We start from the raw sequence: 16,042 nt of genomic DNA, 5'->3' as shown, positions 1-16,042 counted from the left end.
GCCCCGCCCCGCTACGCCTTCCCGCGCGCCAGCGCGATCAGCCGGTCCAGGACGTGCGCGCCGTTCACGCGCAGGCCGTCGTGCTCGTACTCGTTCGTCAGCCACGGCCGCATCGTCGGGATGAGCCGGGCGGTCTCCTCGGACAGGTCGCGGTCCACGTAGGCGTCGTCGCCGTAGATCGCCGCCGCGCACGGCACCTCGCACTCCCGCAGCCGGTCCGCGTCGTACAGCCGCGGCCACTCCCGCGCGGCCAGCAGCTCGGCCGCCTCGCGGAGCGGCGCCAGTTCGCCGTACTCCGTGAACATCCACGGGTACACGTGCTCGCCCGTGAGCAGCGCGCCGTCCGCCGCGTACGCCTCCGGCAGGGTGCGTTCCGCCGACCAGCCGGTGACGTGGCCGTCGGAGTAGCTGGCCTCGTGGATGACCGCGTACAGCGGGTTCCGCCCCGAGAACGGCGCCGCCGCGGCCGTGTCGTGCAGGAACGCCGGTGAGTCCGGGTCCCGTTCGAGCAGGGCGTGCAGCCGCTCCGCGCCGTCGCTCATGCCGAGCATGTGCCCCAGCTGCCGGAAGCGGCGCGGGGTGAGCCGGTCGCCGTTCGGCAGCCGTACGTCCTCGGCGTCCAGCCGCGCGAGGAGCGTACGCAGCCGGTCGAGGTCGCCGGGGTAGCGGAGGCGGTAGCGGCGGTTGCGCTCCAGCAGGGTGCGGTACGTGGCGCGGTAGACCTCGTCCGGGTGGCGGTCGACCGGGGGCAGGCCGCCGGTGAGGAACGCCTCACGCAGCCCCTCGGGCGCCGTGCTCAGGTAGTGCAGGGCGCAGAAGCCGCCGAACGACTGGCCGAGCACGCTCCACTTCGCGCCACCCAGCTCGGCCCTGATCCACTCGGCGTCCCGGACGATGGAGTCGGCCCGGAAGTGCGCCAGGTAGTCGGCCTGTTCGGCGGCGGACATCCCGGGCAGCGTGCCGACCGGCGTGGAACGGCCAGTGCCGCGCTGGTCGAGCATCAGCACGCGGTACTCGCTCAGGGCCCGCCCCAGCCAGGACGGTGAGGACGCCGTCGGCCGGGGCGCCTCCTGCCCCGGCCCACCCTGGAGGTAGACGAGGAACGGGCGGTCGTGGCCGCCCGGTTCGGCGATCTCGCGGGCGAAGACGGTGATCCGCTCGCCGTCCGGCGCCGCGTGGTCCAGCGGAATCCGGAACTCGTGCTCGGTCAGGGTCAGTCCGGGTACGGAGTGGGTGACAGCCATGGGCCGATCCTGGCACGTACGCGCGTGGACGGGCACGCGGTTATCGGGCCGTACGGGAGGGGCGCGGGCACGCGGAAGGGCCCGCACGACCGGAGTCGTACGGGCCCTTCGTGCCGGTCGCCCGGCGGTGTCCCTAGGGACGGCCGATCACTTGGTGATCTTGGTGACCTGGCCGGCGCCCACGGTGCGGCCACCCTCACGGATGGCGAACTTCAGGCCCTCTTCCATCGCGACGGGCTGGATGAGCGAGACGCTCATCTCGGTGTTGTCGCCCGGCATGACCATCTCGGTGCCCTCGGGGAGGGTCACGACGCCGGTCACGTCGGTGGTGCGGAAGTAGAACTGCGGGCGGTAGTTGTTGAAGAAGGGGGTGTGACGGCCACCCTCGTCCTTCGACAGGATGTACGCCTGCGCCTCGAACTCCGTGTGCGGCGTGACCGAACCCGGCTTGATGATGACCTGGCCGCGCTCGACGTCCTCGCGCTTGATGCCGCGGAGCAGGAGGCCGACGTTCTCACCGGCCTGGCCCTCGTCGAGGAGCTTCCGGAACATCTCGATACCGGTGACCGTGGTGGTGGTCTTGGTCTCCTTGATGCCGATGATGTCCACGGTCTCGTTGACCTTCAGGACACCACGCTCGATACGGCCGGTGACGACCGTACCGCGACCGGTGATCGTGAAGACGTCCTCGATCGGCATGAGGAACGGCTTCTCGACGTCACGCTCGGGCTGCGGGATCGCCTCGTCGACGGCGGCCATGAGCTTGACGATGGACTCGCCCCACTCCTTGTCGCCCTCCAGCGCCTTGAGCGCGGAGACCTGCACGACGGGGACGTCGTCGCCCGGGAACTCGTACTCCGAGAGCAGCTCACGGACCTCGAGCTCGACGAGCTCCATGATCTCCTCGTCGTCCACCATGTCGGCCTTGTTCAGCGCGACGACGATGTACGGGACGCCGACCTGGCGGGCCAGGAGCACGTGCTCCTTGGTCTGCGGCATCGGGCCGTCGGTGGCGGCGACCACGAGGATGGCGCCGTCCATCTGCGCGGCACCGGTGATCATGTTCTTGATGTAGTCCGCGTGACCCGGGCAGTCGACGTGGGCGTAGTGACGCTGCTCCGTCTGGTACTCGACGTGCGCGATGGAGATGGTGATACCGCGCTGACGCTCTTCGGGCGCCTTGTCGATGTTCTCGAAGGCCGAGGCCTCGTTCAGGTCGGGGTACGCGTCGTGCAGCACCTTGGTGATCGCCGCGGTAAGAGTCGTCTTACCGTGGTCGATGTGACCGATGGTGCCGATGTTGACGTGCGGCTTAGTCCGCTCGAACTTCGCCTTCGCCACTGGGGTCCTCCTGTGGACTGGTGCTGTACGCCCGCCGCTGACTGCGGGGGTGTTCAGGTGGTCGTAGAACCGGCCAGGACCCCGAGGGGACTTTCTTGACCGTTTCGTCTTATGGGGGCGGCGGCCAGGGCACCGGTACGGAACGCTGGGCGCTCTGTACCGGGATGCCCCGAATGCCTTGCTCAAGCCTAAGGGTTGCGCGACTCCGGTGAACCCGGCGTTACTCGCCCTTGGCCTTCGCGATGATCTCCTCGGCGACGCTCTTGGGAACCTCGGCGTAGGAGTCGAACTGCATCGAGTAGCTTGCGCGACCGGAGGTCTTGCTGCGCAGGTCACCGACGTAACCGAACATCTCCGAGAGCGGCACCAGACCCTTGACGAGCTTGGCGTTGCCCCGGTCCTCCATGGCGTGGACCTGGCCACGCCGGGAGTTGATGTCGCCGATGACGTCGCCCATGTAGTCCTCGGGCGTGGTGACGTCGACGGCCATCATCGGCTCCAGGAGCGCCGGGCTGGCCCTCCGTGCGGCCTCCTTGAAGGCCATCGAGCCGGCGATCTTGAACGCCATCTCGGACGAGTCGACGTCGTGGAAGGCGCCGTCCAGCAGCGTCACCCGTACGCCGGTGAGCGGGTAGCCCGCCAGCACGCCGAACTCCATGGCGTCCTGACAGCCCGCGTCCACGGACGGGATGTACTCCCGCGGGATGCGGCCACCCGTGACCTTGTTGACGAACTCGTAGCCGTCGCCCTCGAGCGGTTCGACCTCGATCTGCACCTTCGCGAACTGGCCGGAACCACCAGTCTGCTTCTTGTGCGTGTAGTCGACCTTCTCGACCTTCTTGCGCAGCGTCTCGCGGTAGGCCACCTGCGGCTTACCGACGTTCGCCTCGACCTTGAACTCACGCCGCATCCGGTCGACGAACACGTCCAGGTGCAGCTCGCCCATACCGGCGATGATGGTCTGGCCGGTCTCCTCGTCGGTCTTGACCTGGAAGGACGGGTCCTCCTCGGCCAGCCGCTGGATGGCGACGCCCAGCTTCTCCTGGTCGCCCTTGGACTTCGGCTCGATGGCGACCTCGATCACCGGGGCCGGGAACTCCATGGACTCGAGGATGACCGGGTGGGTCGCGTCGCAGAGCGTCTCACCGGTGGTGGTCTGCTTGAGACCCATGACGGCGACGATGTCGCCGGCGCCCACCGACTCGATCTCCTCACGCTTGTTGGAGTGCATGCGGTAGATCTTGCCGATGCGCTCCTTCTTGCCCTTCACCGAGTTCAGCACCTGGGTGCCGGTCAGCAGCTTGCCCGAGTAGACCCGGATGAAGGTGAGCTTCCCGAGGTGCGGGTCGCTCGCGATCTTGAACGCGAGGGCCGACAGCGGCTCGTCCTCGGAGGGCTTCCGGAGGATGACCTCGTCGGAGTCCTTCACGGACTGGCCCTCGACGGCCTCGACGTCCAGCGGCGACGGCAGGTACCGAACGACCGCGTCGAGCAGGGGCTGCACGCCCTTGTTCTTGAACGCGGTGCCGCAGAAGACGGGGGTGACGGTGACGGTGCCCTCGACGCCCGTGGAGGCGAGGGTGATGCGGCGGATGCCCGCCATGAGCTGCTCCTCGGTGGGCTCCTGGCCCTCGAGGTACAGCTCCATCATCTCCTCGTCGTTCTCCGCGACGGCTTCGAGCAGCTTGCCGCGCCACTCCTCGGCGGCCTCGACGTGGGTGTCCGGGATGTCGACGGTGTCGTACATCTCGCCCAGCTTGGCCTCGGCGGACCACACGAGCGCCTTCATACGGACGAGGTCGACCACGCCCTTGAAGTCCATCTCGGTGCCGATGGGCAGCTGCATGACCAGCGGCACCGCGCCGAGGCGGTCCTCGATCATGTCGACGCAGCGGTGGAACTCGGCGCCCGTACGGTCCAGCTTGTTGACGAAGCAGATACGCGGCACGCCGTAACGGTCCGCCTGCCGCCACACGGTCTCGGACTGGGGCTCGACACCGGCCACACCGTCGAACACGGTCACGGCACCATCCAGGACACGCAGCGAACGCTCCACCTCGACGGTGAAGTCGACGTGGCCCGGGGTGTCGATGATGTTGATCGTGTGGTCGACGTCGTTGAGCGGCCAGTGGCAGGTCGTCGCGGCAGACGTGATCGTGATGCCGCGCTCCTGCTCCTGCTCCATCCAGTCCATCGTGGCAGCGCCGTCGTGGACCTCACCGATCTTGTAGCTCACACCGGTGTAGTACAGGATCCGCTCGGTGGTCGTCGTCTTGCCCGCGTCGATGTGGGCCATGATCCCGATGTTGCGGACCTTGGCCAGGTCAAGTGAAGTGGTAGCCATAAGGCTTCAGTCTTCTCTCGGTCTCGATGGGGTCTGCGACTACCAGCGGTAGTGCGCGAAGGCCTTGTTGGACTCGGCCATCTTGTGGGTGTCCTCACGCTTCTTGACCGAGGCGCCGAGACCGTTCGAAGCGTCCAGCAGCTCGTTCATGAGGCGTTCGGTCATGGTCTTCTCGCGGCGGGCGCGGGAGTAACCCACGAGCCAGCGCAGCGCCAGGGTGGAGGCGCGGCCGGGCTTGACCTCGATCGGAACCTGGTAGGTCGCACCGCCGACACGGCGGGACTTGACCTCGAGGGTCGGCTTGATGTTCTCCAGCGCGCGCTTCAGCGTGATGACCGGGTCGTTGCCGGTCTTCTCGCGCAGGCCCTCCATGGCGCCGTACACGATGCGCTCGGCGGTGGAGCGCTTGCCGTTCAGCAGCACCTTGTTGATGAGGGACGTCACCAGAGGAGAGTTGTAGACCGGGTCGACGATGACCGGGCGCTTCGGGGCAGGGCCCTTACGAGGCATCTTTACTTCTCCTTCTTGGCGCCGTAGCGGCTGCGAGCCTGCTTGCGGTTCTTGACGCCCTGCGTGTCGAGGGAGCCGCGGATGATCTTGTAACGAACACCCGGCAGGTCCTTCACACGGCCACCACGCACGAGCACGATCGAGTGCTCCTGGAGGTTGTGACCCTCACCCGGAATGTAAGCGGTGACCTCGATGCCGCTGGTGAGGCGCACACGGGCGACCTTACGCAGGGCCGAGTTCGGCTTCTTCGGGGTGGTCGTGAACACACGCGTGCAGACGCCACGACGCTGGGGGGAACCCTCCAGTGCGGGCGTCTTGTTCTTCTCGACCTTGTCCTGCCGGCCCTTCCGGACCAGCTGCTGGATCGTTGGCACCGTTTCTCCGGTTTCTGTGTGCCGTCTCGGTAAAGCTAACCTGGGCCACGCCACCGACCCACGAGGTCGGGTGTGTCGAAAACTGCGAAGTGCCGTACGGACGCGTAAAGCCTCCGGGAAGCATGCAGGTTTCGGTGCCGCCATCTCCGCTTCCCGAGTGTCGACACACTGCGGGAGCACAGGGGATACCCCAGGCACAAGGTCAGAGCGTACCCACAGCGTCGGCTCCGGTCAAAACAAATGCCCACGCGAAGGACACGCCGGAGTCAACACGGCGCTGGGGCCACCGTAGTGTGCTAGCGCGCCGCGCGGAAGACCAGCAGGCGCACAGGCCGTACGGAGGCGGGCGCACCCGGTCAACAGGCGTGCGTACGCGGTCAACAGGCGTGCGTACGCGGCGGGGAGCGGCGCGCGACGGTCCGTACGGCGGCCCGCGCCGGCGCCCGTACGGACGGCCGCCGCGTCAACTCGCGACGAGGACCAGCAGCAGGATACCGAGCGCCAGCCACCCCAACGCCAGCCCGGCCACGGCCGACGCGTCCCCGCGCTCTCCCGTACGGCGGATCTCGTTGCGCGCCTTGTGCCCGAGGATGACGGCGGGCAGGCCGCTGATGCCGAGGGTGAGCGGGGTGACGAGACCGCAGACGAGGGCGCCCACCGCGGCCGAGTTGGTCGGGCGCAGCGGGACGACGGGCGGGAACACCGGCCCCGGGTACAGCGGCGGCCCGTACCCACCGCCCTGGAACGTACCGGGCACCAACTGCCCGTGCATGCCCGGCGCCTGCACCCCCGGCCCGTGCGCGCCCGGCCCGGGGGTCGCGCCGCCCGGCCCGTGCGGCAGGTCCGACGTCAACTGCTGGAGCTCCTCGACGGAACGCGCCGCGACAGCACGGCCCGCGCGCTCGTCGTACTCCTCCTTGGTCAGCCGCCCCTCCGCGAAAGCGGCCCGCAGGACGTCGACCGCGCGCTCCCGGTCCGAGTTGCTGGCGAGCATGGCACCACCCCCGCCTCCCATGATGCACCCACGGCACGCGAAGGGCGGCCACTCCCCGGGGGAGTGGCCGCCCTCTGTGGCGGAACTGAGACCTGAACGAGCGCCTCGTCAGGGCCTCTTCAGGCCCCCGCGATCAGGCGTTGTACGGCCCGTAGTCGTAGTCCTCCAGCGGGACCGCCTGGCCGGAGCCGGTGCCGAAGGGCGAGTAGTCGATGTCGTCGTAACCGACGGCCGAGTACATCGCGGCCTTCGCCTCCTCGGTGGGCTCGACCCGGATGTTGCGGTAGCGGGACAGACCCGTACCGGCCGGGATGAGCTTGCCGATGATGACGTTCTCCTTGAGGCCGATCAGGGAGTCCGACTTGGCGTTGATCGCCGCGTCGGTGAGCACCCGGGTCGTCTCCTGGAAGGACGCCGCCGACAGCCAGGACTCGGTGGCCAGCGAAGCCTTGGTGATGCCCATCAGCTGCGGACGGCCGGAGGCCGGGTGGCCGCCTTCCGTGACCACGCGACGGTTCTCGCCCTCGAACTTCGTCCGCTCCACCAGCTCGCCCGGCAGCAGCTCCGCGTCGCCGGACTCGATGATCGTCACGCGGCGCAGCATCTGCCGGATGATGATCTCGATGTGCTTGTCGTGGATCGACACGCCCTGCGAGTTGTAGACCTTCTGGACCTCGTTGACCAGGTGCACCTGGACGGCGCGCTGGCCGAGGATGCGCAGCACGTCGTGCGGGTTGGTGGCACCCACGGTCAACGGCTGGCCCACGGTGACGTGTTCGCCCTCGCTCACATTCAGGCGAGCGCGCTTGGACACGCCGTACGCGGTCTCCTCGGAGCCGTCGTCGGGAGTGACGACGACCTTCTTCGTCTTCTCGGTCTCCTCGATGCGCACGCGGCCGGCCGACTCGGAGATCGGCGCGACACCCTTCGGCGTACGGGCCTCGAACAGCTCGACCACACGCGGCAGACCCTGCGTGATGTCGTCACCCGCCACACCACCGGTGTGGAACGTACGCATCGTCAGCTGCGTGCCGGGCTCACCGATGGACTGGGCCGCGATGATGCCGACGGCCTCGCCGATGTCCACCAGCTTGCCGGTGGCCAGCGAACGCCCGTAGCACATCGCGCAGGTGCCGACGGTGGACTCGCAGGTGAGGATGGAACGGGTCTTGACCGTCTCCACGCCGTGCCGGACCAGCTCGTCGATGAGCACGTCGCCCAGGTCGGTGTTGGCCGGGGCCAGCACCTTGCCGTCGATGACGATGTCCTCGGCGAGCGCCCGCGCGTACACGCTGGTCTCGACGTTCTCCGCCTTGCGCAGTACGCCGTCCGCGCCCTTGGCCGCGATCTCCAGCTTGAGGCCGCGCTCGGTGCCGCAGTCCTCCTCGCGGATGATCACGTCCTGCGAGACGTCGACGAGACGACGGGTCAGGTAACCCGAGTCCGCCGTACGCAGCGCGGTGTCCGCGAGGCCCTTACGGGCGCCGTGCGTGGAGATGAAGTACTCCAGCACGGTGAGGCCCTCGCGGAACGACGCCTTGATCGGCCGCGGGATGGTCTCGTTCTTCGCGTTGGACACCAGACCGCGCATACCCGCGATCTGACGCATCTGCATCATGTTTCCGCGCGCACCCGAGTCGACCATCATGAAGATGGGGTTCGTCTTCGGGAAGTTCTCGTTCATCGCCTCGGAGACCTCGTTGGTCGCCTTGGTCCAGATCGCGATGAGTTCCTGGGTGCGCTCGTCCTTGGTGATCAGGCCGCGCTCGTACTGCTTCTGGACCTTCTCGTCCTGGGCCTCGTACGACTCGATGATCCCCTGCTTCGCCTCGGGCACCACCACGTCGGAGATCGCGACGGTGACACCGGAGCGGGTCGCCCAGTGGAAACCGGCGGCCTTCAGGTTGTCGAGCGCCGCGGCGACGACGACCTTCGGGTAGCGCTCGGCCAGGTCGTTGACGATCCCGGAGAGCTGCTTCTTGCCCACCGAGTTGTCGACGAACGGGTAGTCCTCGGGCAGCAGTTCGTTGAAGAGCGCGCGGCCCAGCGTCGTACGCAGCCGGAAGCTGTCGCCGGGCTGGTACTCGGCCTCGCCCGTGCCGCCGTCCTCGTCCTCGCGGACCGGGGGCGTCCAGCCGCGGGGCGGGACCGTGCCGATCGGGAAGCGGATGTCGATCTTCGCCTGGAGCGACAGCTCACCGGCGTCGAACGCCATGATCGCCTCGGCGACCGAGTTGAACGACCGCTCGTCGCCGATCGTCTTCCGCTGCTCCTCGTCGGTGGTGAGGAAGAACAGCCCGAGCACCATGTCCTGGGTGGGCATGGTCACGGGACGGCCGTCGGCCGGCTTCAGGATGTTGTTCGAGGACAGCATCAGGATGCGGGCCTCGGCCTGCGCCTCCGCGGACAGCGGCAGGTGCACGGCCATCTGGTCACCGTCGAAGTCCGCGTTGAACGCGGTGCACACGAGCGGGTGGATCTGGATGGCCTTGCCCTCGACGAGCTGCGGCTCGAACGCCTGGATGCCGAGACGGTGCAGCGTCGGCGCCCGGTTGAGCAGCACGGGGTGCTCGGCGATGACCTCTTCCAGCACGTCGTACACGACCGTACGGCCGCGCTCGACCATGCGCTTCGCCGACTTGATGTTCTGCGCGTGGTTCAGGTCGACCAGGCGCTTCATCACGAACGGCTTGAACAGCTCCAGCGCCATCGCCTTCGGCAGACCGCACTGGTGCAGCTTCAGCTGCGGGCCGACGACGATCACGGAACGCGCCGAGTAGTCCACGCGCTTGCCCAGCAGGTTCTGCCGGAAGCGGCCCTGCTTGCCCTTGAGCATGTCGGACAGCGACTTCAGCGGACGGTTGCCCGGACCGGTGACCGGACGGCCGCGGCGGCCGTTGTCGAACAGCGCGTCGACGGCCTCCTGGAGCATCCGCTTCTCGTTGTTCACGATGATCTCGGGGGCGCCGAGGTCGAGCAGTCGCTTCAGGCGGTTGTTGCGGTTGATCACGCGGCGGTACAGGTCGTTCAGGTCGGAGGTCGCGAAGCGGCCACCGTCCAGCTGCACCATCGGACGCAGGTCCGGCGGGATCACCGGCACGCAGTCCAGCACCATGCCCTTGGGGCTGTTGCTGGTCTGGAGGAACGCGGAGACGACCTTGAGGCGCTTCAGCGCGCGGGTCTTCTTCTGGCCCTTGCCGGTACGGATGATCTCGCGGAGACGCTCGGCCTCCTCGTCGAGGTCGAAGGTCTCCAGGCGCTTCTGGAGCGCGTTGGCACCCATCGAACCGTCGAAGTACGTGCCGAAGCGGTCGCGCAGCTCGCGGTAGAGCAGCTCGTCGCCCTCCAGGTCCTGGACCTTGAGGTTCTTGAAGCGGCTCCACACCTCGTCGAGGCGGTCGATCTCGCGCTGGGCGCGGTCGCGGAGCTGCTTCATCTCGCGCTCGGCACCCTCGCGCACCTTGCGGCGCACGTCGGCCTTGGCGCCCTCGGCCTCCAGCTCGGCGAGGTCGTTCTCCTGCTTCTTCGCCCTGTTCTCCAGGTCGGAGTCGCGGCGCTGCTCGATCTGCTGGCGCTCCACCCCGATGTGCGCCTCCAGGGAGGGCAGGTCGCGGGTGCGGCGCTCCTCGTCGACGTACGTGATCATGTACGCCGCGAAGTAGATGACCTTCTCGAGGTCCTTCGGGGCGAGGTCCAGCAGGTAACCCAGCCGGGACGGGACGCCCTTGAAGTACCAGATGTGGGTGACGGGCGCGGCCAGTTCGATGTGGCCCATCCGCTCACGGCGCACCTTGGCGCGGGTCACCTCGACGCCGCAGCGCTCACAGATGATGCCCTTGAAGCGGACGCGCTTGTACTTGCCGCAGTAGCACTCCCAGTCCCGGGTCGGACCGAAGATCTTCTCGCAGAAGAGCCCGTCCTTTTCCGGCTTGAGCGTGCGGTAGTTGATGGTCTCGGGCTTCTTGACCTCGCCGTGCGACCACTGGCGGATGTCGTCAGCGGTGGCCAGGCCGATACGCAGTTCGTCGAAGAAGTTGACGTCGAGCACTGTCGTCAATCCCTCTTTCAGGGTTGTGCCCTCCGCGGCCGCGGAATATCAGGCGGGTTCGTGGTCTGGGGGTCCTGGGACGACCGGGCCCTTGGGGGAAAGGGCCCGGTCAGACCCGTCAGACCTCTTCGACGCTGCTCGGCTCGCGCCGGGACAGGTCGATGCCGAGCTCCTCCGCGGCGCGGAAGACGTCCTCGTCGGTGTCGCGCATCTCGATGGACATGCCGTCCGAGGACAGCACCTCCACGTTCAGGCAGAGCGACTGCATCTCCTTGATGAGCACCTTGAAGGACTCGGGGATACCCGGCTCGGGGATGTTCTCGCCCTTGACGATCGCCTCGTAGACCTTCACTCGGCCCGTGACGTCGTCGGACTTGATGGTCAGCAGTTCCTGGAGGGCGTACGCGGCGCCGTACGCCTCCAGCGCCCACACCTCCATCTCACCGAAGCGCTGGCCGCCGAACTGGGCCTTACCACCCAGCGGCTGCTGGGTGATCATGCTGTACGGGCCGGTGGAACGGGCGTGCAGCTTGTCGTCCACCAGGTGGTGCAGCTTGAGGATGTACATGTAGCCGATCGAGACCGGCTCCGGGAACGGCTCCCCGGAACGGCCGTCGAAGAGGTGCGCCTTGCCGGACGGCTGGACCAGGCGCTCGCCGTCGCGGTTCGGGATCGTGGACTCGAAGAGGCCGGTGATCTCGTCCTCGCGGGCGCCGTCGAAGACCGGGGTGGCGACGTTGGTGCCGGGGGCGACCTCGTCGGCGCTGATCGCCGCGAGGCGCTTCTTCCAGTCCTCCTCGGCGCCCTCGATCTTCCAGCCCTGGGAGGCGAGCCAGCCCAGGTGGATCTCCAGGACCTGGCCCGGGTTCATCCGGGAGGGGACGCCCAGCGGGTTGAGGATGATGTCGACCGGGGTGCCGTCCTCCAGGAACGGCATGTCCTCGACCGGCAGGATCTTCGAGATGACGCCCTTGTTGCCGTGGCGCCCGGCGAGCTTGTCGCCGTCGGTGATCTTGCGCTTCTGCGCCACGTAGACGCGGACCAGCTGGTTCACGCCCGGGGGCAGTTCGTCGCCCTCCTCGCGGTCGAAGACCCGTACGCCGATGACCTTGCCGGTCTCGCCGTGCGGCACCTTCAGCGAGGTGTCGCGGACCTCGCGCGCCTTCTCACCGAAGATCGCGCGCAGCAGGCGCTCCTCCGGGGTCAGCTCGGTCTCGCCCTTGGGCGTGACCTTGCCGACGAGGATGTCGCCGGCCTCGACCTCGGCGCCGATCCGGATGATGCCGCGCTCGTCGAGGTCCGCGAGGACCTCCTCGGAGACGTTCGGGATGTCCCGGGTGATCTCCTCGGGGCCGAGCTTGGTGTCACGGGCGTCGACCTCGTGCTCCTCGATGTGGATCGAGGAGAGGACGTCGTCCTGCACGAGGCGCTGCGACAGGATGATCGCGTCCTCGTAGTTGTGGCCCTCCCACGGCATGAACGCGACCAGCAGGTTCTTGCCGAGCGCCATCTCGCCGTCCTCGGTGGACGGCCCGTCGGCCAGCACCTGGTCCGTGATGACGCGGTCGCCCTCGTCCACGAGCACCTTCTGGTTGAAGGAGGTGCCCTGGTTGGAGCGGGTGAACTTCGCGACGCGGTACGTGGTGTACGTGCCGTCGTCGTTCGCCACCGTGACGTAGTCGGCGGAGACCTCCTGGACGACACCGTCCTTCTCGGCCTTGATGACGTCACCGGCGTCGACCGCGCAGCGGTACTCCATGCCGGTGCCGACGAGCGGCGACTCCGCCTTCAGCAGCGGCACCGCCTGCCGCATCATGTTGGAGCCCATCAGCGCGCGGTTGGCGTCGTCGTGCTCCAGGAACGGGATCATGGCGGTCGCGACCGACACCATCTGGCGCGGCGAGACGTCCATGTAGTCCACGTCGCCGCCCGGGATCAGGTCGACCTCGCCGCCACGGCGGCGGATCAGGACCCGGTCCTCGGCGAACCGCATGTCGTCACCCAGCGGCGCGTTGGCCTGGGCGATCACGAAGCGGTCCTCCTCGTCGGCCGTGAGGTAGTGCACCTCGTCGGTGACGACGCCGTCGCGGACCACGCGGTACGGCGTCTCCACGAAGCCGAACGCGTTGACCCGGCCGTACGACGCGAGGGAGCCGATCAGACCGATGTTCGGCCCTTCCGGCGTCTCGATCGGGCACATGCGGCCGTAGTGCGACGGGTGCACGTCACGGACCTCGAAGCCCGCCCGCTCGCGGCTCAGACCACCAGGGCCGAGCGCGTTGAGGCGGCGCTTGTGGGTGAGCCCGGAGAGCGGGTTCGTCTGGTCCATGAACTGCGACAGCTGGCTGGTGCCGAAGAACTCCTTGATGGAGGCGACGACCGGCCGGATGTTGATCAGGGTCTGCGGCGTGATCGCCTCGACGTCCTGGGTGGTCATCCGCTCGCGGACGACGCGCTCCATGCGGGCGAGACCCGTACGGACCTGGTTCTGGATCAGCTCGCCGACGTTGCGCAGGCGGCGGTTGCCGAAGTGGTCGATGTCGTCGGTCTCGATGACGATGTAGTCGCCCTCGGCGGAGGTGGACTCCGTCTCCCCGGCGTGCAGCTTGACCAGGTACTTGATCGTCGCGATGACGTCGGCGGTGGTGAGCACGCCGGAGTTCAGCGGCTCGTCGCCGCCGAGCTTCTTGTTGACCTTGTGGCGGCCGACCTTGGCCAGGTCGTAGCGCTTCGGGTTGAAGTAGAGGTTCTCCAGCAGCGTCTGCGCGGCCTCGCGGGTCGGGGGCTCGCCCGGACGCAGCTTGCGGTAGATGTCGAGCAGCGCGTCGTCCTGACCCTGGGTGTGGTCCTTCTCCAGGGTGGCGCGCATGGACTCGTACTGGCCGAACTCCTCCAGGATCTGCTCGGTCGTCCACCCGAGCGCCTTGAGCAGGACGGTCACGGACTGCTTGCGCTTGCGGTCGATGCGGACACCGACCATGTCGCGCTTGTCGACCTCCATCTCCAGCCACGCGCCGCGCGACGGGATGATCTTGGCCGAGTAGATGTCCTTGTCGGAGGTCTTGTCGATGGAGGAGTCGAAGTAGACACCCGGGGACCGGACGAGCTGGGTGACGACGACACGCTCGGTGCCGTTGATCACGAAGGTGCCCTTGTCCGTCATGAGCGGGAAGTCGCCCATGAAGACCGTCTGGGACTTGATCTCGCCGGTCTCGTTGTTCGTGAACTCGGCGGTGACGAAGAGCGGCGCGGCGAACGTGAAGTCGCGCTCCTTGCACTCGTCGATCGAGTTCTTCGGAGGCTCGAAACGGTGGTCACGGAACGTCAGCGACATCGACCCGGAGAAGTCCTCGATCGGCGAGATCTCCTCGAAGATCTCCTCCAGACCGGACTTGGTGGGGACGTCCTGACCGTTGTCCAGCGCTGCCTCGACGCGACCCTTCCAGGCGTCGTTGCCGAGCAGCCAGTCGAAGCTCTCGGTCTGAAGCGCGAGGAGGTTGGGGACCCCGAGGGGCTCCCGGATCTTCGCAAAGGAGATACGCAGCGGGGCGGTGCTGGCGCCGTTGTTCGAATGAGTGGTCGAGGCGTTGCGCGAGGCGGCCAAGAGGGGGTCCTTCCGAGGGCTCGGACTCACTACGCGCATACCGGTGCCCCTGGCGACGGGCAGGGAGCAGCTAGAAGGCAGCGCAAAGGGTCAGTGTAGCCACAGGGCACACTGATGTCCAGAGCGGTATCCCGGAGACTGGCGCAGCGCCACTCTCCCCCTCTCGTCCTGCCGTCTTGTCGCCGTCGCACGAGCGTGGATCGCACGTGCCGCGAACGCATATCGATGCTTCCCGCTTCGTCTCCGATCCATGCCTCGGATCTGGATCGGTGTGACGACGCGTCCTGAGAATTGCGCGCTGCGTGCCATTCGTCAAGGCCCTCAGGACTGCGAAGATCACCATACCCGCCCATATCCCCAGAGCAAGGACGTCGCGTCGGCAACGCCGAAGGGCGACCACCCGCACGGGTGATCGCCCTTCGGTCGGGGCGGTGACGCGGCGGCCGTACGGCCCGCTCACCGGCCCCGGTGGGTCACTTGACCTCGACGGAGGCGCCGGCGCCCTCGAGGGACTCCTTCGCCTTCTCCGCGGCGTCCTTGGCGACCTTCTCGAGGACCGGCTTCGGGGTGCCGTCCACGAGGTCCTTGGCCTCCTTCAGACCCAGGGAGGTCAGCTCACGCACGACCTTGATGACCTGGATCTTCTTGTCGCCGGCACCGGTGAGGATGACGTCGAACTCGTCCTGCTCCTCGACGGCCTCGGCGGCGCCGCCACCCTGGCCGGGGGCCGCGACGGCGACGGCGGCGGGGGCCGCGGCCTCGACGTCGAACTTCTCCTCGAACTTCTTCACGAACTCGGAGAGCTCGATGAGGGTCATCTCTTCGAACTGCGCGAGCAGGTCGTCCTGGCTGAGCTTCGCCATGGTGGCGGTCCTTCCACTAATTCGGCTGGTGCCGGATGTACGTAACGGCGGCGGGCGTCGCCCGCTGCGACCGAGGAGTGCGGCTGACGCGGAAGTGCGCGTCGACTACTCGGACTCGGCGGGAGCCGGCGTGCCGGCACCGCCCTGCTCGACCTTGTCGCGAAGGGCGTCCGCGGTGCGGACCATCTTCGTGAGCGGGGCCTGGAAGGTCGCCGCGGCCTTGGCCATGGACGCCTTCATGCCGCCGGCCAGCTTGGCGAGCAGCACCTCACGGGACTCGAGGTCCGCGAGCTTGTTGATGTCGGCGGCGGACATGGGGCTGCCGTCGACGATGCCGCCCTTGATGACCAGGGCGGGGTGGTCCTTGGCGAAGTCACGGAGACCCTTCGCCGCCTCGACCGGGTCACCGGTCACGAAGGCGACGGCCGACGAGCCCGTGAAGAACTCGTCGAGGTCGTTGATCCCGGCCTCCTTGGCCGCGATCTTGGTCAGCGTGTTCTTCACCACTCGGTACTGAGCGTTCTCACCGAGCGACCGGCGCAGCTCCTTGAGCTGTGCCACGGTGAGACCGGTGTACGCGGTCACGACGGCAGCGTTCGAGTCACGAAACTTGTTCGTCATCTCGTCGACGGCTGCGACCTTGTCGGGTGCGACCTGGTCCCTTGCCATGAGCCTCGGCCTCCTTCCGGGTGTTCGGACCGCGAGGAAGGGGCTGGGCAA

The 16,042-nt window shown here is 67.8% G+C and carries 10 protein-coding genes; all 10 read right to left on the bottom strand.

Features of this window, described 5'->3' with window-relative positions:
• Window positions 1–11: 11 nt before the first annotated feature.
• Window positions 12–1,244 (bottom strand): alpha/beta fold hydrolase, encoded by a 1,233-nt coding sequence (locus tag D7M15_RS18075; protein ID WP_121518464.1) that lies wholly within the window; start codon window positions 1,242–1,244, stop codon window positions 12–14.
• A 147-nt stretch (window positions 1,245–1,391) separates the two neighbouring features.
• A complete protein-coding gene (tuf, locus tag D7M15_RS18070; protein WP_121518463.1) occupies window positions 1,392–2,585 on the bottom strand; it encodes an elongation factor Tu in 1,194 nt (397 codons plus the stop codon).
• Between the two features lie 220 nt (window positions 2,586–2,805).
• Complete coding sequence (fusA, locus tag D7M15_RS18065; protein ID WP_121518462.1) at window positions 2,806–4,929, bottom strand: elongation factor G; 2,124 nt, start codon at window positions 4,927–4,929, stop codon at window positions 2,806–2,808.
• A 39-nt stretch (window positions 4,930–4,968) separates the two neighbouring features.
• Window positions 4,969–5,439 (bottom strand): 30S ribosomal protein S7, encoded by a 471-nt coding sequence (rpsG, locus tag D7M15_RS18060; RefSeq protein ID WP_121518461.1) that lies wholly within the window; start codon window positions 5,437–5,439, stop codon window positions 4,969–4,971.
• A 2-nt stretch (window positions 5,440–5,441) separates the two neighbouring features.
• Window positions 5,442–5,813: a 30S ribosomal protein S12 gene (rpsL, locus tag D7M15_RS18055; RefSeq protein ID WP_003948652.1), complete on the bottom strand. Its 372-nt coding sequence runs from the start codon at window positions 5,811–5,813 to the stop codon at window positions 5,442–5,444.
• A gap of 463 nt (window positions 5,814–6,276) precedes the next feature.
• The gene (locus tag D7M15_RS18050) at window positions 6,277–6,807 is read right to left on the bottom strand and encodes a DUF1707 and DUF4190 domain-containing protein (RefSeq protein WP_121518460.1); all 531 of its coding nucleotides are present in this window, start codon (window positions 6,805–6,807) and stop codon (window positions 6,277–6,279) included.
• Between the two features lie 133 nt (window positions 6,808–6,940).
• Entirely contained in the window at window positions 6,941–10,855 is a 3,915-nt protein-coding gene (locus tag D7M15_RS18045; protein WP_121518459.1) for a DNA-directed RNA polymerase subunit beta', read from the bottom strand.
• Between the two features lie 118 nt (window positions 10,856–10,973).
• Window positions 10,974–14,459, bottom strand: coding sequence for a DNA-directed RNA polymerase subunit beta (gene rpoB / locus D7M15_RS18040; protein ID WP_121518458.1), 3,486 nt, complete (start codon window positions 14,457–14,459; stop codon window positions 10,974–10,976).
• Between the two features lie 473 nt (window positions 14,460–14,932).
• On the bottom strand, window positions 14,933–15,322 hold the full coding sequence (rplL, locus tag D7M15_RS18035; RefSeq protein WP_121518457.1) for a 50S ribosomal protein L7/L12: 390 nt from the start codon (window positions 15,320–15,322) through the stop codon (window positions 14,933–14,935).
• Window positions 15,323–15,427: 105 nt separating this feature from the next.
• Complete coding sequence (gene rplJ / locus D7M15_RS18030; protein WP_121518456.1) at window positions 15,428–15,991, bottom strand: 50S ribosomal protein L10; 564 nt, start codon at window positions 15,989–15,991, stop codon at window positions 15,428–15,430.
• Window positions 15,992–16,042: the final 51 nt, after the last annotated feature.

It is taken from the genome of Streptomyces sp. Z26 (assembly GCF_003665095.1).
Taxonomy (GTDB): domain Bacteria; phylum Actinomycetota; class Actinomycetes; order Streptomycetales; family Streptomycetaceae; genus Streptomyces; species Streptomyces phytohabitans.
Note: the sequence above shows the minus strand (reverse complement) of the source record. Positions and strands in the feature narration are given on the sequence as shown.